General features: G+C 59.2%; 17 protein-coding genes and 4 pseudogenes. 14 read left to right on the top strand and 7 right to left on the bottom strand.

Annotation, left to right across the window (positions count from 1 at the left end):
• Positions 1 to 5: 5 nt before the first annotated feature.
• The 3 genes from N2601_RS29920 (at position 6) to N2601_RS29930 (ending at position 2416) form a co-directional block, all read left to right on the top strand.
• Entirely contained in the window at positions 6 to 650 is a 645-nt protein-coding gene (locus N2601_RS29920) for a plasmid pRiA4b ORF-3 family protein (protein ID WP_260305803.1), read from the top strand.
• A gap of 325 nt (positions 651 to 975) precedes the next feature.
• Positions 976 to 1404 carry an NUDIX hydrolase gene (locus N2601_RS29925; protein WP_260305618.1) on the top strand — a complete coding sequence of 143 codons (429 nt, stop codon included), beginning with the start codon at positions 976 to 978 and terminating at the stop codon, positions 1402 to 1404.
• A gap of 181 nt (positions 1405 to 1585) precedes the next feature.
• A complete protein-coding gene (locus N2601_RS29930) occupies positions 1586 to 2416 on the top strand; it encodes an extracellular catalytic domain type 1 short-chain-length polyhydroxyalkanoate depolymerase (protein WP_311319471.1) in 831 nt (276 codons plus the stop codon).
• 410 nt (positions 2417 to 2826) lie between these two features.
• On the opposite strand, the gene N2601_RS29935 is transcribed toward N2601_RS29930, so the two are convergent.
• A complete protein-coding gene (locus tag N2601_RS29935) occupies positions 2827 to 3069 on the bottom strand; it encodes a hypothetical protein (protein WP_260305619.1) in 243 nt (80 codons plus the stop codon).
• Here N2601_RS29935 and N2601_RS29940 point away from each other — a divergent pair.
• Together N2601_RS29940 and N2601_RS29945 are read left to right on the top strand one after the other, a co-directional pair.
• Complete coding sequence (locus tag N2601_RS29940; RefSeq protein WP_341850726.1) at positions 2974 to 4119, top strand: integrase catalytic domain-containing protein; 1146 nt, start codon at positions 2974 to 2976, stop codon at positions 4117 to 4119. The genes N2601_RS29935 and N2601_RS29940 overlap by 96 nt on opposite strands.
• Positions 4120 to 4567: 448 nt before the next feature.
• Positions 4568 to 5074 carry a helix-turn-helix domain-containing protein gene (locus tag N2601_RS29945; RefSeq protein WP_445945066.1) on the top strand — a complete coding sequence of 169 codons (507 nt, stop codon included), beginning with the start codon at positions 4568 to 4570 and terminating at the stop codon, positions 5072 to 5074.
• A 150-nt stretch (positions 5075 to 5224) separates the two neighbouring features.
• Here N2601_RS29945 and N2601_RS29950 read toward each other — a convergent pair.
• The 4 genes and pseudogenes from N2601_RS29950 to N2601_RS29970 form a co-directional block, all read right to left on the bottom strand.
• Positions 5225 to 6117: pseudogene (locus N2601_RS29950) on the bottom strand (terpene synthase family protein).
• A pseudogene (locus N2601_RS29955) lies at positions 6114 to 7616 on the bottom strand (hypothetical protein). Before N2601_RS29955 ends, N2601_RS29950 begins: the two co-directional pseudogenes overlap by 4 nt.
• 247 nt (positions 7617 to 7863) lie before the next feature.
• Positions 7864 to 9540 (bottom strand): polyprenyl synthetase family protein, encoded by a 1677-nt coding sequence (locus N2601_RS34180; protein WP_311319472.1) that lies wholly within the window; start codon positions 9538 to 9540, stop codon positions 7864 to 7866.
• Positions 9540 to 10291: pseudogene (locus N2601_RS29970) on the bottom strand (SDR family oxidoreductase). The gene N2601_RS34180 and the pseudogene N2601_RS29970 overlap by 1 nt, the downstream one beginning before the upstream one ends.
• A gap of 572 nt (positions 10292 to 10863) precedes the next feature.
• Between N2601_RS29970 and N2601_RS29975 the strand changes: the two are divergent.
• The gene (locus N2601_RS29975) at positions 10864 to 11139 is read left to right on the top strand and encodes a hypothetical protein (protein WP_104825582.1); all 276 of its coding nucleotides are present in this window, start codon (positions 10864 to 10866) and stop codon (positions 11137 to 11139) included.
• A 117-nt stretch (positions 11140 to 11256) separates the two neighbouring features.
• Here the strand turns inward: N2601_RS29975 and N2601_RS29980 are convergent.
• A pseudogene (locus tag N2601_RS29980) lies at positions 11257 to 11375 on the bottom strand (HU family DNA-binding protein); the annotation flags it as partial.
• Positions 11376 to 12403: 1028 nt separating this feature from the next.
• Positions 12404 to 12946: a GNAT family N-acetyltransferase gene (locus N2601_RS29990; protein ID WP_260305622.1), complete on the bottom strand. Its 543-nt coding sequence runs from the start codon at positions 12944 to 12946 to the stop codon at positions 12404 to 12406.
• Positions 12947 to 13109: 163 nt separating this feature from the next.
• Between N2601_RS29990 and N2601_RS29995 the strand changes: the two genes are divergently transcribed.
• From N2601_RS29995 to N2601_RS30030, 8 genes are all read left to right on the top strand, one after another.
• Positions 13110 to 13679 (top strand): helix-turn-helix domain-containing protein, encoded by a 570-nt coding sequence (locus tag N2601_RS29995; protein ID WP_260305806.1) that lies wholly within the window; start codon positions 13110 to 13112, stop codon positions 13677 to 13679.
• Positions 13680 to 13975: 296 nt separating this feature from the next.
• Positions 13976 to 15346: an LLM class flavin-dependent oxidoreductase gene (locus N2601_RS30000; protein ID WP_260305623.1), complete on the top strand. Its 1371-nt coding sequence runs from the start codon at positions 13976 to 13978 to the stop codon at positions 15344 to 15346.
• A gap of 27 nt (positions 15347 to 15373) precedes the next feature.
• Positions 15374 to 15886 carry a flavin reductase gene (locus N2601_RS30005; RefSeq protein WP_260305628.1) on the top strand — a complete coding sequence of 171 codons (513 nt, stop codon included), beginning with the start codon at positions 15374 to 15376 and terminating at the stop codon, positions 15884 to 15886.
• Between the two features lie 64 nt (positions 15887 to 15950).
• Positions 15951 to 17150 (top strand): MFS transporter, encoded by a 1200-nt coding sequence (locus N2601_RS30010; RefSeq protein ID WP_260305630.1) that lies wholly within the window; start codon positions 15951 to 15953, stop codon positions 17148 to 17150.
• 288 nt (positions 17151 to 17438) lie between these two features.
• Entirely contained in the window at positions 17439 to 17798 is a 360-nt protein-coding gene (locus N2601_RS30015) for a hypothetical protein (RefSeq protein WP_260305631.1), read from the top strand.
• Between the two features lie 415 nt (positions 17799 to 18213).
• The gene (locus N2601_RS30020) at positions 18214 to 19476 is read left to right on the top strand and encodes a glycosyltransferase (RefSeq protein WP_260305632.1); all 1263 of its coding nucleotides are present in this window, start codon (positions 18214 to 18216) and stop codon (positions 19474 to 19476) included.
• A gap of 250 nt (positions 19477 to 19726) precedes the next feature.
• Entirely contained in the window at positions 19727 to 20587 is an 861-nt protein-coding gene (locus tag N2601_RS30025) for an alpha/beta fold hydrolase (RefSeq protein ID WP_260305633.1), read from the top strand.
• Positions 20588 to 21399: 812 nt separating this feature from the next.
• On the top strand, positions 21400 to 23589 hold the full coding sequence (locus N2601_RS30030) for a prolyl oligopeptidase family serine peptidase (RefSeq protein ID WP_260305634.1): 2190 nt from the start codon (positions 21400 to 21402) through the stop codon (positions 23587 to 23589).
• Positions 23590 to 23794 lie beyond the last annotated feature (205 nt).

Raw genomic sequence — 23794 nt, forward strand, 5'->3', positions numbered from 1 at the left:
TCGGCATGATCAATGGCATGCTTGATCCATTTGACCCAGACAGCTTCATCGTGAACGCCAAGGTTCATATCCTCGACATCGAACCCGAGATCAGTCGTATCCTCGAACTGCCAATCTCCCTCAACCTCGCTGAGCTTCACGAAGTGCTGCAGGCTGCCTTCGGCTGGACCGACACTCATCTGCATCAGTTCAACATCGGCGGTCTGATCTACGGCGCACCGGAGTTCGATGAGGGCAGGATGTTCGACAGCAAGATCTTCGAGGCAACCGAGGTCAGGATGATTGACCTCCACTTTCCTTACGATCGTGACGAAAATGCTATCACAATCCTCTACGAGTACGATTTTGGCGATAATTGGCGTCATCTTCTGCGGCTGGAACGAGTCGCACGCGAGGAAGGTGCAAAATATCCTCGCTGCATTGCCGGGAAACGGTCCGGACCTCCAGAGGATGTTGGTGGGACTTCAGGCTATGCTGACTTCCTCGAAGCGTGGTTCGATCCTGATCACGAGGAACATAAAGCCATGCGCCGGTGGGTGGGTCGCAAGTTCAACCCGGAGAGCTGCAATCTCGATGACATCAACAAGGCGATCGGCAAGGCCATGCGCGCATCAAAGGGAGACTATCGCTTCCGTCGCGAAAGTGCGTAATTGAAGGCCCAAGAAGGCTTCGAAGCAAAAGATGCACTCGAATTGTGGGTCAGAGCTGAAAAGTAATTAGAATCAGCATTTATCGATATAGATGGACGTGTGCTCAACGATGTTTCGTGGTTCGCCGAGAAGATCGGAACCAAGAAGGCTGCGGCTTTACCCGAGAGATCGAGCTTGAGTTCGATTCCGATAACTTGCACCTCGCGCTTCATCGATGATCGCGCTCACCGAATTTCCAGGATTATTCATGTTTGCCGAACTCAGTGCGGCCGCCGGGACCCGCAGTGGGATCGCCCTAGATAGGTCCTGCAATCGGAGGCTAATAATGCTTCGGGACTCAACACGATACGACGCTTCCAGTGACGACATCGCACAGGCAGGTGCCATCTGCTACTGGCGGGATAACGAGGGACGTATTGAGGTCTTGCTGGTCGCCGGACGATGGGGCGTTCCGAAGGGCCACATCGAAAGTCCCGAGCCAAGCGGTGTCGCGGCGTCGACAGAGGCGTTCGAGGAGGCAGGCATCATGGGCATCGTCACTGAGACGTCGTTCGGAACCTTTAATTATCAGAAAGACACGAGCAGAAACCGCTACACGGTGATCGTCCAGCTCCTGAACGTCTCGAAAGTCGCGGACAAGTTTCCCGAGAACATCCGCAAGCCGCGCTGGTTTGCCCTCCACGAGGCGGTGCGCCGGGCCACCCAGCCGAGCATTCGAGCACTCCTAGCGCGGTTGGGGCGTGAGAATTCATGAGGTTTAGTTTCAGCCGATCCCTGTCGAAAGCGTTCAGAGCGCAGAAGCAGATGACCCGCCTGGTCGAGACGGCTTGAAACCGGCACTCAAACGGCCGAAACCAAGCAAATCGCCTTCTCCTCGCGCAACAGCTGGGCTGCTGGAGGCTGTCGCCTTCGGAAGCAATCCAGGCCGCCTTGTGATGAAGTTCTTCGTTCCGGCGCGTTTGCCGAAGAGGCCGGCGCTCGCCGTTGTTCTCCATGGATGCCTCCAGTCTCCCGAAAGTCTGAATGCGGCCAGCGGTTTCTCGAAGCTCGCGAGGGATCGTGGTTTCGTTCTCCTATACCCGCAACAGCGGCGCACTAATAATGCGCAAAACTGCTTTAACTGGTACCGGCCGAGCGCCGTTGCCAAGGACCGGGGCGAGGTCATGTCCATCAGGCAAATGATCGAGTATGCGTGCGAGCGGCATCGGATCGATGTTTCCAGGATATTCATCGTGGGATTGTCGGCCGGTGGCGCGATGGTGAGCGCGCTGGTGGCGAACTACCCGGAGATATTTGCGGGAGCGGCGATCGTTGCCGGCATGCCTTTCGGATCCGCCCGTGATGCCGTGTCCGCCTTGCGGGCGATGAAGGGTGGGGCAGCTCCTCCGCCCGACGGATGGGGACGCCCGATTGCGCAAATTCACAACGGACCGAGACCCTCGCCTCCTATAACGATCTGGCAAGGTGCAAATGATCGTGTCGTCAATCCCCTAAACGCGCGTGCATGTTTCAACCAATGGCTGCAAGCCAAAGGCATTAGTGAGTACAGCGGACGAACGGCTGAAAGGTCCTGGGGTAGCCTGACGTCATGGACCGTGGCGGGCGAGCAGAAAGTTGCCCTCTATTTCGTCAACGACCTCGGCCATGGACTCCCTGTCAAGAAGCGAGGCGGCCAAGCGGCACGACGCGCCGATCCCTATGTGATATCAACAGGGATCTCGGCGCCAGCAGAGCTCATACGACTATGGCGCCTGGCAGGACTTTGAACGCTGCCTGTCAAGCGAATCGAGGAATTGACCCCGCATTGCCTCAAGCAAAATGTTACCGATAGTGTTGATGCTCCCGATGGGATGGTCATGGTTCGCTGTCCCGGCTCGGGGGATGGATGGCACGGCGGATCAGCATGGCGACACGGACGGAACTGGTTGAGGCGATCATCGAGCGATATCGATCGAGCTGTCGGGCTGACAAGCAAAGTATCCTAGATGAGTTCGTCGCGGTTACCGGATATCACCGCAAACATGCGATCAGAGTGCTCCGCCATCGTGGGTTCGAGCGGCGTTCCGCTCGGCAGCATGTTGTCCAGTATGGTCCCGATGTCAGGGAAGCGCTGGTGGCTCTATGGGAAGTGTCCGATCGTCTTTGCTCAAAACGCCTGAAGCCGCTGATTCCGATTTTACTGCCAGCCCTTGAGCGTCATGGCCGGCTCGAGCTGAACACCGAGCTTCGCGATAAACTGATGACGGTGAGCCCTGCAACGATGGACCGGCTTTTGACGGAAGTCCGTATCGTAGCACGCGGCGGTCAGCGTCGACGTGCTGGCATGAGTTCGGCGGTTCGCCGGTCGGTTCCGGTGCGCACCTTCGGAGATTGGAACGATCCTCCGCCTGGCTTCGTCGAGGTCGACTTTGTAGCGCATTCCGGCACGTCTTCGTCCGGGAGCTTCGTGCAGACGATGGTGCTGACCGATATATCGACGGGCTGGACCGAGTGCGTGCCGGTGCGGACGCGCGAAAGCAGCCTCGTGATCGCTGCCATCAAGCAGGCCCGTTCGCAGTTTCCATTTCCGCTGCTTGGCGTCGACTTCGACAATGACAGCGCCTTCATGAACGAATTGGTGGTCTGCTGGTGTCGAAGCCAGGGATTGGAGGTGACCCGTTCGCGCGCGTATCGAAAGAACGATCAAGCCTGGGTCGAGCAGAAGAACGGTGCGATCGTGCGAAGGCTTGTCGGTTACGGGAGGTTCGTCGGCGCGGAGGCGACGGTTGTGCTTGGGCGTCTCTATGACGTGGTGCGTCTCTACGGCAACCTGTTCCAACCTTCGTTCAAGTTGCGGGAGAAGAGACGGATCGGGGCTCGTGTCATCAAACGCTACCATCTGCCCATGCCGCCTGTTGCGCGGGTGCTGGCCCATTCCGGTGTGGCCGAGGCCGACAAGGAGCGGCTGCAGGCAATGTTGGAAAGGGAAGATCCGGTGATGCTGTTTGCCGGAATTCGTGCCGCCCAGGAGGAGCTCGGAAGGCGGGTCGATCGCCGAGGCCTAAACGCCAGATCCGAAGAACCGGTCGCCGTCGATCTGCATCGATTTACCGTGAGCCTGAAGACAGCTTGGCAGGTTGGGGAGAAACGGCCGACACATCGGAGGCCATATCGTCGGACCAAGCCTTACCCGAAAAGGCAGAGCATGCTGGAGCCGTTCGAGCCCAAGATTCGAGCGTGGCTTGAGGCGGATCCGGCGGTCTCTGCAGCCTCGGTCCTAGAGCGTCTAATGAGCGCCGATCCGTCGCGCTTCACGAAGAAAAGCCTGCGGACGGTGCAAATGGCGGTCAAGGCTTGGCGTATCGAAACAGCCGGGCAGATTATTCTCGATGGAGACTGGATGAAGCGCGCGCCGTTATCTTCTCCCGCCGCGGCAGGAGAAGATAACGGCCATCTCAGCGCACAAAACTGCGGTAACATTCGTGGGTGAGGCAATAGGGGGGGTCAGTTTTTCATTTCGCCCGACACTGCCGGTCCACAGGAGGGTGAATGCGCCGCCGCCGGCCCTTTGCGGGTATACTTGAATGACCACCAGCGGCGCAATTGCCGGAGCTGAAATCGGCCCCAATATGGAAACGGGTGTGTTGATCCCCTATTGTGTACATTCTTCGGCGCGACGCTTGGTCCATAAACGGACGACCAAAGCGTAGCGACGCGAGTCGGTATCGTCTTGTTAGACCGTCAGTCAATTTGAAGGTCGACGTGTTCCAGTCAACCGCGCAATGGTTGCGGCGCAGCGGACGGGCAGTATCGCTCCCAAAGCTGGCCCCGATCGGTGACGTGCTTTGCGGCAAAACTCGCCGAAATCGTGAATTTCGCATCAAGAATATGTAATCGCATCACAAATATGAAAGTGGAGATGTCTGGTTGCCCCTATCATGCCCTTTTGCGACCTTAGAGGAGCCGGCATGAGTTATATCACAGACATCGAAGCAAGTTTCACGCGGCAGGGGGCGTCGCCATCGGATGCGAGGATCCATCCCGTCGATCGCCACGTCGGACAGCAGATCCGCATTCTCCGAATTCAAGCCAATTTATCGCAGAGCGAGTTGGGCAAGGGCGTCGGCGTCAGCTTCCAACAGATGCAGAAATACGAAAGCGGCAAAAACCGCGTCAGTGCTTCGATGCTCTATGAAATAGCAAGTTGCCTGCATGTGCCAATGGCGCGATTTTTCGAAGGCCTGCCGGAACCCGGCAGCGGAGTTCCCCACCCAGAAGCCGCGGAGATCGACGAACGCATTGCTTACCTGGCGACGGCTGACGGTCGCGGACTGATCGAGGGCATTTTGCGGCTGTCGCCCCGAATCAGGAATCGGGTTCTTTCGATTGTCGGTATTCTGGCCGAGGAACATGAACAGGCCGACGAGCAGACGGCCGAAGCGTGACATCAAGCGGGTACAGTACGAGCAAAGATTTTTCGCACATGGTTGTATGATATAACTCTTTTTGTCCGTCGCTGTCGCATCATGTTACCCCGCGCCAGCGACATGCCCGGCCACCACCTACCACGCGTGGTAGCAGGGCAGTGCGCGCGTTCAGGCCTGCGCGCAGTGGCATCCCCCCGCGACTTCATTGCGGTAGCGGTTGGCGGAGGTCTCATAGTACTGCGCGGGCAGGGCCGCCATGGCCTCGATCAGCGGTCCCCACGGCGCCGGAAAGCGTTCGCCAGCACCCGGTGCAGCATGCGCGTATGGCCGGCCAGCTCGTCGTTGAGGAACTCTACCACAGGCATAGCCGGGTAGCGTTGCGACAGCAGGATCGCCGCGTTGTCGGCCTCGCCGCCCGACCTGTCCTTGTCGCGTCCATGCAGATCGTTCTGCAGGCGCCCTATCGCGGAAATGAGCCGTAGGACCTGTCGAAACGCCGGACGGGCGCGCAAACTCGCCATGTCCAACCCCAGAGCAGTGACAGGCAACAGAATACGTTCGCGTAGGCGATCGAATCGACGCCGTTGTGCAGGTATTCGGTGTAGGACCAGCGCTCCGCTCCTGCCGCCTTCACGCGTCCGGCGCGCAGAGCCGCGCAGTAGCACAGGGTATCGTCGAGAAGCTGAGCATAGTCACGACGATCGTAGGCGAGCGCGGACAGCGAAGCGCGCAGCGCAGCCCTCGAATCCAGGGAGCGCGCACGGCACACCCTGTCCCAGCGCCCGCTCCACCGCGGCGAGCTGCTCCGGCGTGATCAGGCCAAGGTCGTTGCAATCGTCGAGCCAGAACAGCAGCGCCAGTTTGCGATAGAACGGCACAATCAGCGATTCGTCCTGCGGATCGCGGCCCGTGCGAGCGCTGGTATCTCGCAGGCTCCGGTGGATGCACTGCAGGATGTACTGGCCGCCCCTGACCGCTTCCACGGCATGCTCGTCGGCAAACCCGGTCAGGGAACGCCCCCACTCCAGCACCTGCTGCAGAGCGCGTTCGTTCTGGATCATGGCGCCGCTCCTGCTCCCTCGGCCAGGGCGCGCCGCCCCCAACTGAGCGCCAACCATAATCCGGCGAGTTCGGCCACGCGCACGACCCGGGTGGGGCAATACAGTTCCTTGCCGATCCACAGCGGCGTCCGCGGCAATCTATGCGCCGCATGGCGGGCGAGCATCCATTCCAGCGCACGCGCCACCACCTGAGCGATGCGCGCGCGCCCTGTTGGCTCTTCCCTCCCGTCCATCACGTTTAGCGCGAATAGCGCATAGGCGGTTTCCTCGAATGTGGACGCACGACCGGCGCCCCAGCCGCCGTCGTCGCGCTGCGCCTTCAGCAGCGCCGCCAGCGCATGCGCGGTGGGATACAGCCATGAAACGTGCCATTTTTCGTTGTCCCATAATCCATGCGGGTTGCGATTGGCCTCGACGTAGGCGCTGGTGCCGGCGGCGGGCGTTCCTAACAGTCGCAACGCATGCAGGGCATGGATGTTGGTCGACACCGAGGCATTGCGCTCGCCGGGGAAGGTGACGAACAGCCCGCCGACTTCGAACTGGCGCAACGCGTCGACTACCGGGTCGCGGCCAGCAAGGCGCAGGACGCACAACACAAGGGCGGTGTCGTCCGCATCAGCCGCGAAGTGCAAGGCCGGGCCCAGACCGCGCACGTCCAGGCGGGTTTCAAGCTGCGCAACGATCACGCGCACCGCGTCGGCGAGTGCGGGATGCGAGAACAGCCCCGCAAGATGCAGGGTGTACAGCGACCAGCATGGCTCAAACACATTGATCGGCCAGACGTTGGGAACGACACCTTCGATGCCGCTGCGCGTCGCCCGCGATGCCGCCTCCAGATATGCGTCCGCGCGCCCGACCTGCGGCGTGCTGCCCGGTGTCACGGCGCGCGCACGCCACGCGGCGGTGGCCGCGGGGCTGATGCCGATGCTGCCGTCGCCATCCGGGCATGCGGTGCTTGGCGACGTCCCCCAGGCTTCCCAGGAGTGCAGCAACGGATGGCCGCTCGGCAACATCGCCACCGCCCCCAGCTTGACCAGGCACGCTTGCCGCAACGGCAACAGCGCCGAGTGACGCGGAAACGCCACGCCGTCCGGCAAGGATGCGGCCTCGCCGCAAAGCTGCGGCAGGATCAGCTCCACACCGATCGGCGCGTCTTCCGGAACGGCATGTGCATAGGGATCGGGCTGGCGCTGGAGGAACCGGGTTGCAGCCTGGACTGCGTCGGCAGTACCGGGAAGAGAATCGGCACGCTGCAATGCCAGCAAAGCTGCCCACGTGGGCGCATGGCGGAACAGCGGGAAGTCCGCGCTTCCCCATCCGCCATCGGCCTGTTGCTGCGCGATGAGCCACGCGCATGCGTCCTGTCAACCGGTGACGTTGCCGTGGAACTGCAGAGCTCGCGCCGTGTCATAGATTGACGGACCGACGCTGCCGCCATCGCTCATCTCGCTCAGCAGGTGACGCAATTCGGAAAGGATCTGTTCGGACAGCGCGTTCACGCGGGATGTTCCTTCTGCAGACGGTTGACGAGGACCAGGATCGGGCAGAGGACGTGCACGTCGCCGCGTGCCCGTCGCGGTCCACCGCATAGTGCTTGCGCGTAGCGCGCCGGCAGTGCTGGACCACCGCTGCGATCGGCGACGTGGATTTGGACACAGTACAGCCTGCAACCGCTGCCGCCACTGATCGCAGCGGCACAGGGGCGACCCCACGCGGCCGGGCGCGCTCATGCGCATGGCGCGTGCTTCAACAGATAGCGTTGGCGCGCTGCAGGATCTGGGCCAACCGTTCCGCACGCGGCCCCAGGGGGGCGATGGCATCCCCCGCGTCGCGAAACAGATCCGCCACGAGCTGGCGCGCTGCCTGTAGCCCCATGATCGACGCGCAGGTCGGCTTTTGCGCCGCCGCGTCCTTGCCGGGGGTCTTGCCCAGTGTCGCTTTATCCGCTGTCGCGTCGAGAATGTCGTCGACCACCTGCAACGCCAGGCCGAAACAGGTGCTGTATTGATCGAGCGCACAGTACAGCTCAGCGTGCGCGGCATCCTCCACGATGGTGCATAGCGCGCCCATGCGAACGGACGCGCGCACTAGCGCTCCGGTCTTCATGCGGTGCATCGCCAAGATCCTGCCCACCTCAACGTGCTTTCCAACCAGCGACAGGTCCATGGCCTGCCCGCCTGCAGCACCCTCGGCGGATACCGCTTGCGCCAATTCACGCACGAGCGCGATACGGATGTCGCCCGGCGCATCCAGGCTCGCCAGGGTCAGGAAGGCGTGCGCCTGTAGTGCATCCCCGACCAGGATCGCAGCGGCTTCGCCGAACTTGACGTGCACGGTCGGAAGGCCGCGGCGAAGCACGTCGTCGTCCATTGCGGGCAGGTCGTCGTGGACCAGGGTACAGGCGTGCATCATTTCGATCGCGGCGCCGACGAGGTCGAGCATGTACGCCGGGGTGTCGGTCAGTGCGCCGGCAGCCGGACAGAGCAAGGCGCGGGTGCGCTTCCCGCCATGCAAGGTGGGGTAACGCATCGCCGCCATCAGCTCGGTCTCACCGTCGTCTTCGGCGCAGAGAAGACGCGCCAGTGCCTGTTCGACCCGCTTTGTGCCGTCCAGCATCCAGATTTCCGGCAGCAGCCTGCCGGATGCGCCGGGCGCCTGCGCGCCCAATCCGTCGAGCGCGGAAACGCCAGTTTGATCGTCGTGTAGCGTGGAACCGGTCTGCATCTTGTTCATGTCCTTGTACCGGAGAGGGCCCGCATGCGCGCGCGCATCGCGGATGAACTGGCGCGACTGCGCGTCGATCCAGTCGCGGGCGGCGCGGCCGCGCCGAAAGGGCGTTCCGGGCAGGTCGAGCGGGGGCGCAAGCATTAATTGCAGCAGTTGCCGGTACTTGCGATGCCACTCCGGCAGGTCTTTGCCGGGGATGCCCATGAGATAAAAGGTGAGCTTCAGCATCAAGTCGCCGGTTTCGGGCAGGATAGTTACTTCGCCGCGGTCGCGCCACGCCTGCACTCGGGCCCGGATGACGGGCTCGAACAGCTCGCCAATGCCGGCCTCGGTCAGGCCGCTCGGCAGGAATGCCGCCTTGATCCCATCGCGCGCCTGCCGGTGCGCGCTACCGTTCAGAGTGACCAACGTTCCGCCAAGGATTTCGGGCGCGATCTCTTCAATCAGTGCCGAGGACACGTCCTTGTGCCGGAGCAATGCGAACGCATCCGGATCGAGGCATGTCATCAGTTGTCCCGCAGGGTCAAAATCAAGCGAGAAATGGCTGCCCAGCGTCCGGTCCGCGCGCCGCAGCAGGCGCGGCAGGTCACAAACGATGGCCGGAAGGTGCCCGACCAGGGGGAAAGCGCCGGGCATGACCGGGATGTCGTCCCGCAGCCGGTGCCGGCGGTGCAGCGGATTGAGCAGCATGTCCATTACCTCTCTGGCGCCGCGGCCGCTTTGGCGGTGTCACCGGCCGGTCGCCCGGCGCGGCTGTTGCCACCATCGGCATATGTCGGCACATGCGTCAGCATGCCGCCGTCGATGCACACGACCTGGCCGGTGATAAACGCAGCATCGTCGGAGAGCAGGAAAGCCACCAGCGCGGCCACGTCCTCGGGGCGGCCGACGTGCGGCAGGAGCTGATGGCGGCGCAGATGCCGTTGCATGCAGTCGTCCAACTTGGCGAGGAGACGTTCGGTCATGATAAGACCCGGCGCAACGCAGCGGATCTGCGCGTGACCGTACTGGGTGACGACCGAGGCCGACAGCGTGTTCATCGCGGCCTTCGACGCGGCGTAGGAGGTCAGCGCGGTGTCACCGCTGAGCCCCTGGCACGAAGACATGTTGACGATCGCGCGGTCGTATGGGGTCAGATGCATGGCGCTCGCATTGTTCACCAGCAGGTCAACCCCGCCGAAGTGCCGCTCTGCCGCCTCGAACAGCGCGGCCACCGCCTGCGCATCGGCGATGTCCATGGCCAGGGCCAGCGCGTTGCCCGCCTCGGCCGCGATCTGCGCGTGCAGGCGGTCGCCGCCGAGCCATCAATAACGGCCACTACCACTCTGCCGCCCTCGCGCGCGATGGCGAGGGCGCATGCCTTGCCGATGCCGGCGCCGGCGCCCGTCACCACGGCCACCTTGCAGCGGGCGTGGTTCGCTGGAAACCAATCCGATTTCGGCGGCAACAATCAGGAAAATGAAGCGCGCTCTCCGACATCTCGCTGGATCGGATGAGCATGCGAGGCGGTACCGCAGGGTCGGAGTGTCGGGCCGTCAAACTTGGTAACCTACCTGCCTTGGTAGTTTGCGCACGCGAAATGCGTCTATATATTCATATCGTGCATACGCTCCAACTAGCGACATGCTACCCGACCGTTTGCCCTGTCGAAGTAGGTAGTCGCGGGAAAAGCCGGACGATCTGCAAGGGGGCGTTCGGTTTTTTCTTTTTTAGGTTCTTCACTCAAATTATGCGGTGAACGGACAGTTGGCGCGCGTATAGCTATCTGCTGGATGTGAACGAACTAGACAGGGACACCCGACACACGGGTCAGAATTCCGGGTATCACCCTTCAAGATGAAGGAAATTGGGTTGTTTGCGGGGCCGCCGAAGGCGATGAATGGAATACTTCTCGCTTTGTCATGAATCTTACATCCTCTAGATATTTCTAAAGTACCATCTTGACGATCGTCGTTCGAGGCGTGACAGGAGAGAGCGAATCTGCTTCTTCCTAATCAAAGCATTTTGGAAGGCGCCAATATGGATGAAGCGGAAAACGACCTGCGTTTGATCGCCGTTATGCGGCGCTACTTCGCTGTTAAGGAGGAACTCGCAGGTTTGAAGACCTCGCTTGAGGACAAGCGAAAAGCCGCCGGAATTGCGGTCGGAGAATTTTATCACGTGCGCGCCGAAAACGAGCACGCACACGATGTCAGTCGGACCGTCGCTCTAAGAAAAGAGATGGAGTTTCTAATGCACCTTGCCGAAGGCTGGTCGAGGGGAGACATTATTCATCTCGCCCCATCAGCCGAATGACCTGGCAAGCGCCGAGAATATTGATAAGGCAGAACCTATGCAGCGCCCCAACAACGGCACAGATGTGAATCCAGAAAGGAGAGCAGCCCCGCTCGACTGAGCGAGGCTTTCCGTTGGTCACTTGTTGAGCGCATCTTTCAGCGCTTTGCCGGCTGGAAGGTGAGCTTCTTTGCAGCTGCTACTTTGATCGTTGCGCCGGTGCCCGGATTGCGCGCTTCACGCTCAGGCGTGTCCTGTCGGGTAGGGACGACCCGTCGCCAGGCCGGCCCTCCCTAAAAACTGTACGTGCAAGTTTCCCTGCATACAGCTCAAGCCTCCGCCAAGCCCTGTTTGACCAGAGCCGCCAGTTCCTGTTGGTCGGCAGAATGTGCGGTCTCATCGAGCCGATCCGTCTTCACCGATGGTAGGCCTCGCCTCGCAGCGAAGTAGCTATTCCATAGAGGATTGAACGGATTCGCTTCGGCTCGGATTTTGCAATGGCGACGAATAGGAACGTCGGATGCATGGATCAGCCGCCAGAACCTAGTTCTTCCGGCTTTGCCCTTCATCATTGCGCGGAACACCCAGTCGCGCATGCCTTCGCGGACGAAGTAACGTCCTTTCACCCATCGGCGTGGTTTATTTGGATGTCTGCGACATGCCCACTTCCAGAGACATTTCCAGGTACGAATTCTATCGGAGCTCAGTCGGGACGTGAACGATCGGCGTCTTGAGACGCGGGTTCACACAAGCGAACGGACTGGAGGAAATGACATTGTCTCGTCCCATGCCACAGCAGTCTGGAGGCGGTGGCATGCGTGCAAAGTCCAGCCGCAAAAAAACGCGACCGCGACCACGATCGTAAAAACCGTCTTGAAAGTGGGGCCACGCATCTGGACAACAATCTCTTATGCGGCGTTGTCGATGCTTCGATGGTCAGCGTCGGATGCGCGACCATCATAAGGTAGGTGGAGACCATGAAGATTGCTCCACCCAGAAGAGTTGCAATCATTATGGCACGCGAGATCGAGTGCCGCAGATTTACCGCAATTTCGAAAGAGTCGTGATCGCATCCGAATCCAAGCAAGGAATAGCAAGCAACCGCGGCTCCGGAGGGCCACCGGCCCGTTATGCAATGTGATGCTGTGGGGCCAACGTCTCCTGCCTGCAGCAGCGAAGGCATCTTCAACCAGGTTCCAAGGCGCTGACGTCAATCCAAGTCTGATCCAGGTCCACCCGAGCGCCTTCTGTGCGATAGCGAAGGGAGCGGTGCTAGGAATCAGTTTCAGTCCAAAACTTGTGCTGTGACAGGAGGTTTGGAGGCCTCTTGAAGTGGGAGTTCCATGCACAGGAGGTCGAGCCATCGCCCAAATTTCTGGCCGACTTGACCAAATCGCCCGACGGTTTTGAAGCCTAATTTTTCGTGCAGTTTAATTGAACCCAGGTTCTCGGCTTCGATGCAAGCGACGAGAACGTGGATATGGCGAGCCCGCGCTTCGGAAATGAGTGCCTGCATGAGCGCGGACCCGATGCCTCCACCCTTGCGATCGCTCCTGACATAGACGGAATGCTCCATCGTCTGCCGGAAGCCTTCAATCACGCGCCAGACGCCGTAGGTGGCATAGCCAACAACCTCGCCCTGCCTCTCGGCAACCAGAACCGGGTGGTTCTTGGACATACGGTCGGCAAACCACTCTCTTCGATTAGGCAGATCCACAAGCGTCTCGTTCCATATCGCAGTGGTGTTTCGCACCGCGTCATTGTAGATGTCGAGAATGGCTGGTAGGTCCGCTTCAACCGCCGGACGGATTCCGATAGCATTTTCCATGAGGCGAGGCTGTCCAATATATTTGATGATTGGTGCCGATCCGCAGTTTAAGGCAGAGTGGCTGTCGTGATCGATAATCGATTGAAACTAACCTGACAAGTCAAAAAGTCGGCGTGTTGACGCTGTAGCCACTTCGGAACCCTTTAAAAAAACCAGGTCAAGACTGTCTATTATGTTGGATAACGTTGATGAGCGCCTCGGCGCACGAATAAAAATTGAGCGCGAACTCCGGGGCTGGTCGCTGACAGAGCTAGCAAAGCGGTCCGGCGTATCGCGTGCGATGATCCATAAAGTTGAGCGCGGCGGCGCTAGCCCAACGGCAACCTTACTGGCTCGCCTTTCCGGCGCCTTTGAGATCAGCATGTCTACGCTGATGGTTCGAGCGGAGATGCAGGAAGGAATGTTGCTGCGGAAATGCAATCAGCCCACCTGGATCGATCCGGTCACGGGCTACGTGCGCACCCATGTTTCTCCTCGTTCTTCCACGCCGGTCGATGTAATCGACGTCACTTTTCCTGCCGGAAAGCAATCGTCTTTTCCAGCTTCCTCATACGCGCATCGCAAACACCTCGTATGGATTTTGCAGGGTGAACTCGTCTTCATCGAAGGCGGCTTCAGGCATGAGATGAAAGAGGGAGACTGCCTGGAACTCGGTCCTCCCAATGATTGCACCTTCAAGAATGAGACAGGTGAAGAGTGCCGATATGTGGTGATTGTACTCCGGGAGCCATGAAAAGGATGTAGGACGATCCTTCAAATGAAGGCGCGCGCCGAATGACATTAGAGGCAAGGATCGCCGATGCGATCCTTGCCTCTTCTGTTCGGGGGAGAAGAGACTGCCAGCGCATCGGAGTGGGGTCGCAATCCCCAAATGAGGCTCTTAACGAGGGCGGCGTCGATCACTCAGTGCAGTTTTCAACTCGGTGATGCTGAGTATGAAACTCTCTTGACATCGCGCATTTGTCCATTTTAGTGATATAATTATTATATTAAGATGGACATTAGCGCTCGAAATAGCAAGGGACACCTATGGCTCGCCCAATACATCTGAACGCGTTTGATATGTTTTGCCCAGGTCACATTCAGCAAGGGCTGTGGGCTCACCCCCGGGATCAATCATATCGGTTCAACGATCTTCAATATTGGACAAATTATGCCCTTAAACTCGAACAAGGCCTGTTCGACGGAGTTTTCTTCGCTGATGTCGTTGGCGTGTATGATGTTTATGGCGGCAGCCCGAACGCTGCTGTCCGCGGCGCAGTCCAGATCCCGGCCAACGATCCGACGATCGTCATCCCCGCAATGGCGGCCGTTACCAAGAACCTTGGATTTGGTGTTACCTGCAACCTGACCTATGAGCAGCCGTTCCTATTTGCCCGCCGTATGTCCACGCTAGACCATTTGACCGGCGGGCGCATCGGCTGGAACATTGTAACCGGGTATCTAGACAGTGCCGCGCGAGCAATCGGCCTTCAGGGGCAAATTGCCCATGACGACCGTTATGATCTCGCCGACGAATACATGTCGCTTGTCTACAAGCTGTGGGAAGGTTCGTGGGATGATGAGGCCATCATTGTCGACAAAGACAATGCTGTCTTCGCCGATCCGAGCAAAGTGCGCGTCATTCACCACGAAGGTCCGCAGTACAAGGTCGATGCGATGCATCTTTGCTCACCGTCGCCCCAGCGCACACCGGTTTTGTATCAAGCAGGTTCGTCGGCCCGGGGTCGGGAGTTCGCCGCCACCCATGCGGAGTGTGTCTTCGTCAATGGCCAGAAGAAGGAAGATGTCAAAGGCATCACCACCGACATCAAGGCCCGCGCGGAAGAAAAGGGGCGATCCGCAGAAGACGTAAAGGTCTTCCTTGGCGCAACGCTCATCATTGGCAAAACGGCCACTGAGGCTCGGGAAAAATTCGAGGAATACCGCCGATATGTCAGCTCAGAGGCGGCGCTCGTACATGCAGCGGCCTCGCTCGGCATCGATTTCGCGAAATACGACCTTGACGAGCCCATCGAAACCGGAAAGAGCCAGGCAATCGTCTCCAACGTTGAAATCATGAACAAGGCTGCTGGCCCCAAATGGACGCGCCGCAAGCTCTTGGAACAGATGGTGCTCGGCAGCCGGCAAGCCCCGTGGGTCGGCTCCGCCGAGGAAATCTCGGATACGCTGATCGGCTGGAGCGAGGAAACTGGTATTGCCGGATTCAACCTGTCCCGCACCGTCACGCCGGAAAGCATCGACGACGTGGTCACCTATTTGGTCCCGCTGCTGCAGGAAAAGGGTGTCTATAAGACGTCCTACGCCGAGGGCACCTACCGGGAAAAGTTGTTCGGTCATCCCCGTTTGCCCGCGACGCATGCGGCCGCGAAGTATCGCGGCGGTGCGACTGCCAAGTGACTTCACTCGTGAGATGGAGGATTTCACATGGTTGATAAGTCCAACTACCGAGACGCTATGGCAGGCCTTGCCGCGGCAGTTAATATCGTCACATCGGACGGGGTCGCGGGGCTGGCAGGTTGCACAGTCTCCGCAGTCTGCTCTGTGACCGACGAGCCGCCGACGCTCCTCGTCTGCATCAATCGCTCGAGCGCCAACAACGAAATCATTCGGAAGAATGGAAATCTTTGTGTCAATGTTCTCTCGGCCGATCAACGGGACGTAGCGATGCAGTTCGCTACGAAGGGCCTGTCGGTCGGCGAGCGCCTCACCTGCGCCAAGTGGAGCGTTCTTGAAACGGGCGCTCCGGTGCTCGAAGGGGCTGTTTGTGCTATCGATTGTGATGTCGATTCCGTCTCGGAAGTGGGTACCCACACCGTTTTTTATTGCCGAGTGATGGCCGTTCGAAATCAGCCCGGTTGCGATGGGCTCATCTATTTCGGGCGAGACTTCCACCGCGTTGGCATCAGCGCTGCGCGTCCTGCCGATATCCGGACCTGAAGAAATGGGCAAGCAGGTTAAATCGGATTGTTTGCATTCGCATGCCGCCCTACCTGGAACCCATTTGAGCGATGGCAAGTGGCGTTCCTTGGCGCTGATCCTCGCGGCCCAGGTGTCGGCGATGAGCGTGTGGTTTTCTTCCAGCGCCGCGATTGCTAGCATAAAGCAGCAACAGCCGATCACCTCCGCCGAGGAGGCGTTGCTTACGAGTGCCGTTCAAATAGGCTTCGTCGTAGGAACGATTTTTTCCGCACTGTTTTCTCTCGCCGATCGATACGATCCGCGCCGACTGTTTGCCGGATGCGCTGTCACGGCAGCGCTGGCCACTCTGAGCCTCGTGGTCATTTCGCCGACTGGAATGAGCGTGATCCTGCTGCGCTTCGTTACTGGGCTATGTATGGCTGGCGTCTATCCCGTCGGCATGCGCATAACGGCGACCTGGGCAAACCGGGATCTCGGCCTTCTGATAGGACTGCTGGTTGGGGCCCTTACGCTCGGTTCGGCAAGTCCACATCTCCTGGCTGCGACTGTCGAGGTGCGGTGGCAAAGCATCTACCTCGCTGCATCCGGTTCAGCATTTCTTGCAGCCATTCTGATCTGCTTCGTCCAATTGGGACCGAACATACGCCGAGCCACGGCAGTAGACTTCTCGCAAATCGCTCAAAGCTGGCGCCGCGCGTCGGTCCGTAAGGCGAACCTCGGATACCTTGGCCATATGTGGGAGCTCTACGCAATGTGGGCCTGGTTGACGGTATTCCTTCATCAGTCCTTCGCTGACCGAGGTCTCGACTCTTCCAAAGCGGCTTGGTTGACCTTTGCGGCTGTCGCTTCCGGTGCGATCGGATCGTGGCTGGGAGGCATACTTGCCGACCGCTACGGGCGGACGTTTGTGACGATCGCCGCTATGGCTGTTAGCGGAACCTGTGCCGCTCTCGTCGGATGGCTCTATGGCGCGCCGCTGATTGTCCTGGCTCCCGTTGTTATATTGTGGGGTGTTAGCGTGATCGCGGACTCCGCCCAATTTTCGGCAACTGTCGCAGAACTCGCCGAGCCGAGTTCCGTCGGTACCTTGCTGACTGCGCAAACCTGCGCCGGTTTTCTGCTGACGCTTTTCAGCATCCAGATCCTGCCGGTCGTGCAGATCGCTCTGGGATGGCCAGGTGCGTTTATGATGCTTGCTATCGGCCCACTGATCGGATGCGGCGCCATGTGGCGGCTGCGTCAGGATCCGGAGGCGAGATTGATTGCTGGCGGGAAGCGCTAGCGGTCCAACCCGAAAAATAATCGCCATCCGATTTCGCGAGCTTTCTGAAAGGCGGGTAAAGGAATCCGCCGGGATGAAAATGGGCCCTGCGCTTCCTGCGGGAAGCGCCATCGTCCTTTGCACCTTCGGAACTGACGCCGTTGTCCATGCTCTGCATCGCCCAACTCGCTGCCGGCATTCAGGCACCCTTAGTTAATGTTGTGCTAAGCGATGGACACACTACCATTGCCAGCCTCATCGCCAATCCCACTGAGGTTTACGGGATCGACCGCCGCCGGTGGGGCGATCATGAAAACGATCGCATCGACCCAAATAACACCGCTGACGCTCGAGCAAGAATCCCCAGATCGTCTTTTCTTCCGCGGACTTGAAGGTCGCGGCTCGCTGCGTTGCCCGCTTCGGCAGGCGATTGCCGCCGACATTGCTCGTCAACATGATTTAATGCCGCAGCGGATTTACACTTGGCGCCGCGAGTTTGCGAAAAAGGCGGAAGCGGGGGTGGCCGTTGACGATTGCGCTTGGGCAGCGAGTTTGAGGAACGCGCAGAGACATGCCGGCCGCGGATTGTACTCATTCAAACAATCAATTTTACGCAGCGCCTCGAACGTCTTAAAAATTGCAGGACAGAAGGAGTTGAACGAAACTTGAGCGGCTAAGTCATTGAGTTCGCTGCCCGCGAGCTGAAGATGATCGGAGATTCGTCGGATCCGCAGTGCGACGGACGCAAGTTCGCAAGACGATATCGCGTTTGTCGAGGTCGGCTAAGCAGCTAGACCTTTCCGTCCGATTGCGCCAGCTCTCGAGCTGGTTGAGCTGTGTGCAGTTGGGGAATCCTTTCGGGTTTACGGCACCTGCAAGAACGTCTGCGATGGCCGCAAGGAGCATCATCTTTCTAACCGGAAAGGTCCCGCTGAGGGAAGTTACGAAAAGTATGTTGTATCGCCCCGCCTCCGATTGTGACGGCGGCAGACCTCGACATGACGTCCCCATTATCGATCACCTATTTTTGGCAGCTTGCGATTACGAGGAAATTTGGTTTCAACCACGAGTGAGGTGAGGCGTGATGTACAGCTTCCTGCTTGCGTCCTGGGGGACGTCGGGCAATCTGGGCCCGTTGCTGACTGCAGCTCGACAACTGCAACGGCGCGGCCATAGCGTCCGGATTATGGCTGATCCAGAGATGCAGCATGAAGTGGCTGCGGCGGGTTTCGACTTCGTGTGCTGGCGCCGTGCCCCGATGGGGATCGACGCGGATCCGACTTGCTTTTCAGACATACACGACTGGTTCCAAAAGGCGGTGTTCGGCCCCGCGCCAGCTTATGCAGCCGACGTCCAGGATGAGATCGGCCGCATACCGACGGACGCTGTCATTGCCATCGATATGTTGTTCGGTGCCGTGTTGGGCGCCGAAGCCGCTGACGTGCCCATCGCAATGTTGTCACCCCATGTGAGCCTTCGCCCTTTGCCAGGAATTCCGCCGGCCACCAGCGGATTGGCGCAGCCGCAGACGCCAGAAGAGCGGATCGCGATCGCGGCGGCGAACGAAAATTGGGCTGGCTTCCTAAACCAATTCCTTTCGCTTCTAAACGGGGCGCGTGCCCGGCTGGGGCTTTCCGGTTTGGCCAGGACGGTGGATTTATTTGGGTGTGCCGATCGGTACTTGCTGGCGATCAGCCGGACCTTCGATTTTGAGGCCGACCTTCTACCGGACAACGTTTGTTATGTTGGGCCGCTGCTGGAGCAACCAAATTGGTCAAAGAGCTGGAAGGCCCCTTGGCCGGTGGACGCCAATCGACCTCGTGTGCTCGTCGCCTGCAGCTCCGGCGCTCAGGGTCAAGACGACTTGGTCCAACGGATCATTTGCGCATTGGGTACGCTGGACGTGTATGCGGTGGCGACCATCGGGCCTCATGTTGATGCGGGGAAGCTGGTCGCCCCCGCGAACGTGCATCTGTTGCACGGCGCACCGCATGACACAGTGATGAAGGAAGTCTGCCTTTTGATAACCCAGGGCGGCCACGGCACCGTCAGCCGGGGGCTGATAAACGGTCTACCGCAACTGGTGCTCCCGAACGGGCGCGACCAAGGGGATAATGCTGCACGAGTTGTGTCGAAGGGAGCTGGTCTTCGACTGCCCCCGAGTGCTAGTGAAGCCGAGATCGCCCATGCCGTCAGTCGGCTGCTACAGGAGCCGCGCTATCGCGATGCGGCGCGCCGCTTGGGCGATGGCATCAAAGCTGAAATCGCCGCCTCCGGTCTCGTTGCCGAATTGGAGGCTATGGTGGCAAATAAACATTGTCGGATCGGCGACCTGCGGCCGGTTTGATCGTGCATTCGGATTGTTCTAATTTATCGTCGGTGCGCTCAGGCATTTCGCCCAGGGGATTTGGGCATCGATACCTTTCCTTCGATGCTTGCCTACCGGGCAAGTCGATCTTCGTCTCCGGCTTGATGTGATCAGTGTGGATCCGCAAACCATTGCTCTTGCGATCTGACTGCCGTTGGTTGTTCCGCTCGCTCTATGACACACACACTCTGCCCTTGGCTGGCGAACCCAGAAAAAAGGAGCCGACCTCATGAATGTAGCCGAATCGAGCCCCATCCTTATGAACCGCGCCGGAGTGTGCCTTGCGCACTTCGAAGCAATATCGGCTTCGCCCCAAAGTCCGCCGCTCGTCCTGATTCACGGCTGGACCGGCGATCACAGGATATTCACGCGCCAGATTGAATATTTCGCTAAAAGTCGGCACGTCATGGCGGTAAATCTCCGCGGTCACGGAGACAGCGATGCGCCGAAGCAGGAGTACACGATTGAGGGTTTTGCTGACGACGTGGCGTGGCAATGCCGCGAGCGCAACCTGGAGAAACCGCTAATCATCGGCCACAGCATGGGTGGGTCGGTCGCGCTCGAGCTGTGCGGCCGCCATCCGGAGCTGGCCTCGGGTGTGGTGATGATCGATTCTATTGTCACACCCCGGTTTGCGCTACGTGACAGCCCCGAAATTGAGCAGTTCCTGGATGAAATTTCGACCGCAAACTATCGGGAGATTTTGCGAAAAAACGCGTGGTCCATGGCCCTCAACTACGACGCTCCTACCAGGCGCGAGACCATCCACAACACCTATATCCGCGCCTCGTGCGAGAAGACACCGCAGCATGTGGCGTATTCTGCAATGCGCAATTTCATGCTCAACTATGATGCGTCTCCTGCGGCAACGCGTTGCAAGGTCCCGATGGCCTACATCGCTGCCGATGTGCCGCTGGTGAGCGCTGCATGTGATCTCGACTGGCTAAAGGTTCGCTGCTCCCAGCTCGTTTTGGCCAAGACGCTGTTGGCTGGCCATTTCAACACTATCGAGGTGGCTGACCAAGTGAATGCGATGCTCGACCGCTTCTTAGCAGTCGGCCTTGGCCCGCGCGCCACCACCCGGATCTAACGGATGTGTCTTGTAGACTAGCTTACGATGCTATGCCGACCGAGGCCAGCCGAATTCGAGTAGGGTCAGCTGTCGCGACCGACATGAAATTTGGCGGGGAGCGTAAAGGCGTTCTCAAGGGAAGCGGCGCTTGATCGTCGTTAATATAGCCGTGGTGCGGCTTGCCGGCAGGGACTCTCACCAATTGCCATGAAGCTTTCGCCTTGTTGCTCGCCCAGCGGTCATTAGACTTGATCAGTGTTTCGATGACGCGCTCTATACCCCGGGTCGAAAGGCGGTTACGACCGCCGCACGCGCATCGCCAACAGCGCACCGCGTTCTTGTCATTTGACCGCTAACCATCGCCATCACCGGCAGCATCGGCGTATTCGCCTGACCTTTTGCGCCTCCTTCAGGCGTGGATTGTCCGCACGTTTTTTTGGAGGCTAGCGAGATACTATGTGCTCGCTCGCCCCCAACGGCGCAATCCCATTCGTCAGGCGGCGGCCGACCACTCCCGAGAGCCTCGGCGGGGCGCACCTTCCCGCCCGCGCACTCCGTTCGGAGACAACACCAGGCCTGATGGCCTATGTGCGCATTCGCCCTTTTTGGGAAATCAGTACGCCGATGATCGTACAGAGCCCTCTGCAAGTGACAAGCCTGCAGCGGTTGCGACATTATAGTGGCACTTATCCTACACGGCCTGCCTGCTCCCAAACCGTTGATTCCAAATGGGTCTATTCAAATGCATTTCATTGGCACAGCTCTTGCCGAGACGAGAGGCGGAGCGGTTCGTTTCAACCGCTTAGACTTTGGATTTGGCGAGGCAAATCATGAGCGGTAAATTTCTGAATAGATTGGTGATGGCTACGGCTTTGGCGATGGCATTCACCATGGCGGCTTCTGCCCAGACCCCGATGACCACTGTTGCCAAGCCGATCGATTCCAACCCTAACAACGCTCCCAAGGACGCCGCCGACCCTCGCGCCTATCTGAATGAGATCGACGGCGAAAAGGCGATTGTCTGGGTCAAGGCGCATAACCAATCAACCGTCAACAAACTGTCGAAAGATCCACGCTATGGCGAATACCAGGCTGACATTCTGAAGATTCTGCACGCCACCGATCGCATTGTTCCGCCCGGCTTCGCTCACGGCGGCATGATCGACAACTTTTGGCAGGACGGCACGCACGTGCAGGGTCTGTGGCGGCGTACGAGCTGGGAAGCCTATAGGTCCGGAAGCCCACAATGGCGCGTCGTTCTCGACGTCGAGGCGCTGTCCAAACTCGAGGATAAGACCTGGGTGCTCAGAAGCGAGAACTGCCTGCCGCCCGTCGACAATCTCTGCCTGCTCAGCCTGTCTGATGGCGGCAAGGATGCAGATGTGGTACGCGAATTCGACGTCGCCAAGGGCGAGTTCGTTAAGGAAGGCTTCGTCCTGCCCGAGGGCAAGCAGTCGGCAACTTGGGTGGACGAGAACACCATCTACGTGACCCGGGAATGGCGGCCGGGCGAAGTGACGACTTCCGGCTACGGCTACGTCACCAAGGTGTTGAAGCGGGGCCAGGGCCTCGATCAGGCGGTCGAAATTTTTCGTGGCGACAAGAAAGATGTCTCGTCTGGACGCAGCGTAATGCGCGACATCGATGGCAAGTATGTGATGGACATCTCCTATCGCGGCGTCGACTCCTTCAACGCAGAACTAGCCTTTTACCCTAACGGTCACACCGACAACCACAAGGTCGTTCTGCCATTCCCGACCACGGCCGCTTTGAGTCGCTACTACAAGGGCCAGGCAATCTACACTTTGAAGTCGGATTGGGTCTCGGCCAAGGGCACCGTCTTCCACAACGGCGCGATTATCGCTTTCGATCTCCGCGCGGCGCTCGCCGATCCGGCACATGTCGAACCACTTGTGCTGTTCATGCCGAACGACCACGAGTCTGTCCAAGGGATTACCCAGACCAAGAACCGCCTCATGCTGTCGATCCAGTCGGATTTCAGCAGCGAGCTACGCAGCTTCGATTTCGGCAAGAATGGCTGGACGTCCTTTAAGTTGGCACTGCCGGAAAATGCGACTTTGTCCGTGATCTCCAGCGACAATGAGAGCGATCACCTGTTCATCTTCTCGGAAAGTTTTCTTGAACCCTCAACCCTTTTTTACGCCGATGCTGCAAGCGGCAATGTCGAGAAGCTCAAGTCGAGCCCGCAACGCTTCGATGCTGAAGACTTGCAAGTACAGCAGTTCTGGGCGACCTCGGAGGATGGAACGAAGGTTCCGTATTTCCTTGTGGCGCGCAAGGACGTTAAGCTCGACGGCATGAACCCGACCATTCTTTATGCTTATGGCGGTTTTGAAATTTCAATGCGTCCCACCTATTTGGCAGCTCTTGGCAAGTTGTGGCTGGAAAAGGGGGGTGCCTACGCGCTGGCCAATATACGAGGGGGTGGCGAATTCGGACCAAAATGGCACGAGGCCGGTTTGAAAACCCATCGTCAGCGCGTCTATGACGACTTCCAGGCCGTGGCGCAGGACCTGATCGCGAAGAAGGTTACCTCGCCACCGCATCTCGGGATCATGGGTGGTTCGAACGGCGGCCTGCTGATGGGCGTGCAACTGACCGAGCGCCCTGATCTATGGAACGCGGCGGTGATCCAGGTGCCGCTTCTCGACATGGTCAACTTCACCCACATGTCGGCAGGAGCCTCGTGGCAGGGCGAATATGGCAATCCGGACGATCCGGTCGAAGGCGCCTTCCTGCGCTCAATCTCGCCTTATCATAACGTCAGGGCGGGTGTGGCCTATCCCGAACCTTTCTTCGAAACTTCGACCAAAGATGACCGCGTCGGTCCGGTGCACGCGCGTAAAATGGCCGCCCTATTCGAAGATATGGGTCTGCCGTTCTACTATTATGAAAACATCGAGGGCGGCCACGCCGCTGCCGCCAACCTGCAGGAACGCGCGCGCCTCTACGCGCTCGAATACACCTACATCTCTCAAAAACTCATGGACAATAAGTGAGCATGGACCCTCCGGATTGGAACGGATTTGCGATCCGGTTCGAGTAAAGGATCGCACGGTTGACGCGTGCGTTTTTTAGGCGGCGGACACCGACGACAAAACAAGGGCCGTATCAAGCGCCACTCCGTCTATCGATCCGGCGCCCCTGATCCGAATGCCGATCGACCGGAATTTACGACGATACAACCGGAAAACTGGAGACTGC

It is taken from the genome of Rhizobium sp. CB3060, assembly GCF_025200735.1.
Taxonomy (GTDB): domain Bacteria; phylum Pseudomonadota; class Alphaproteobacteria; order Rhizobiales; family Rhizobiaceae; genus Rhizobium.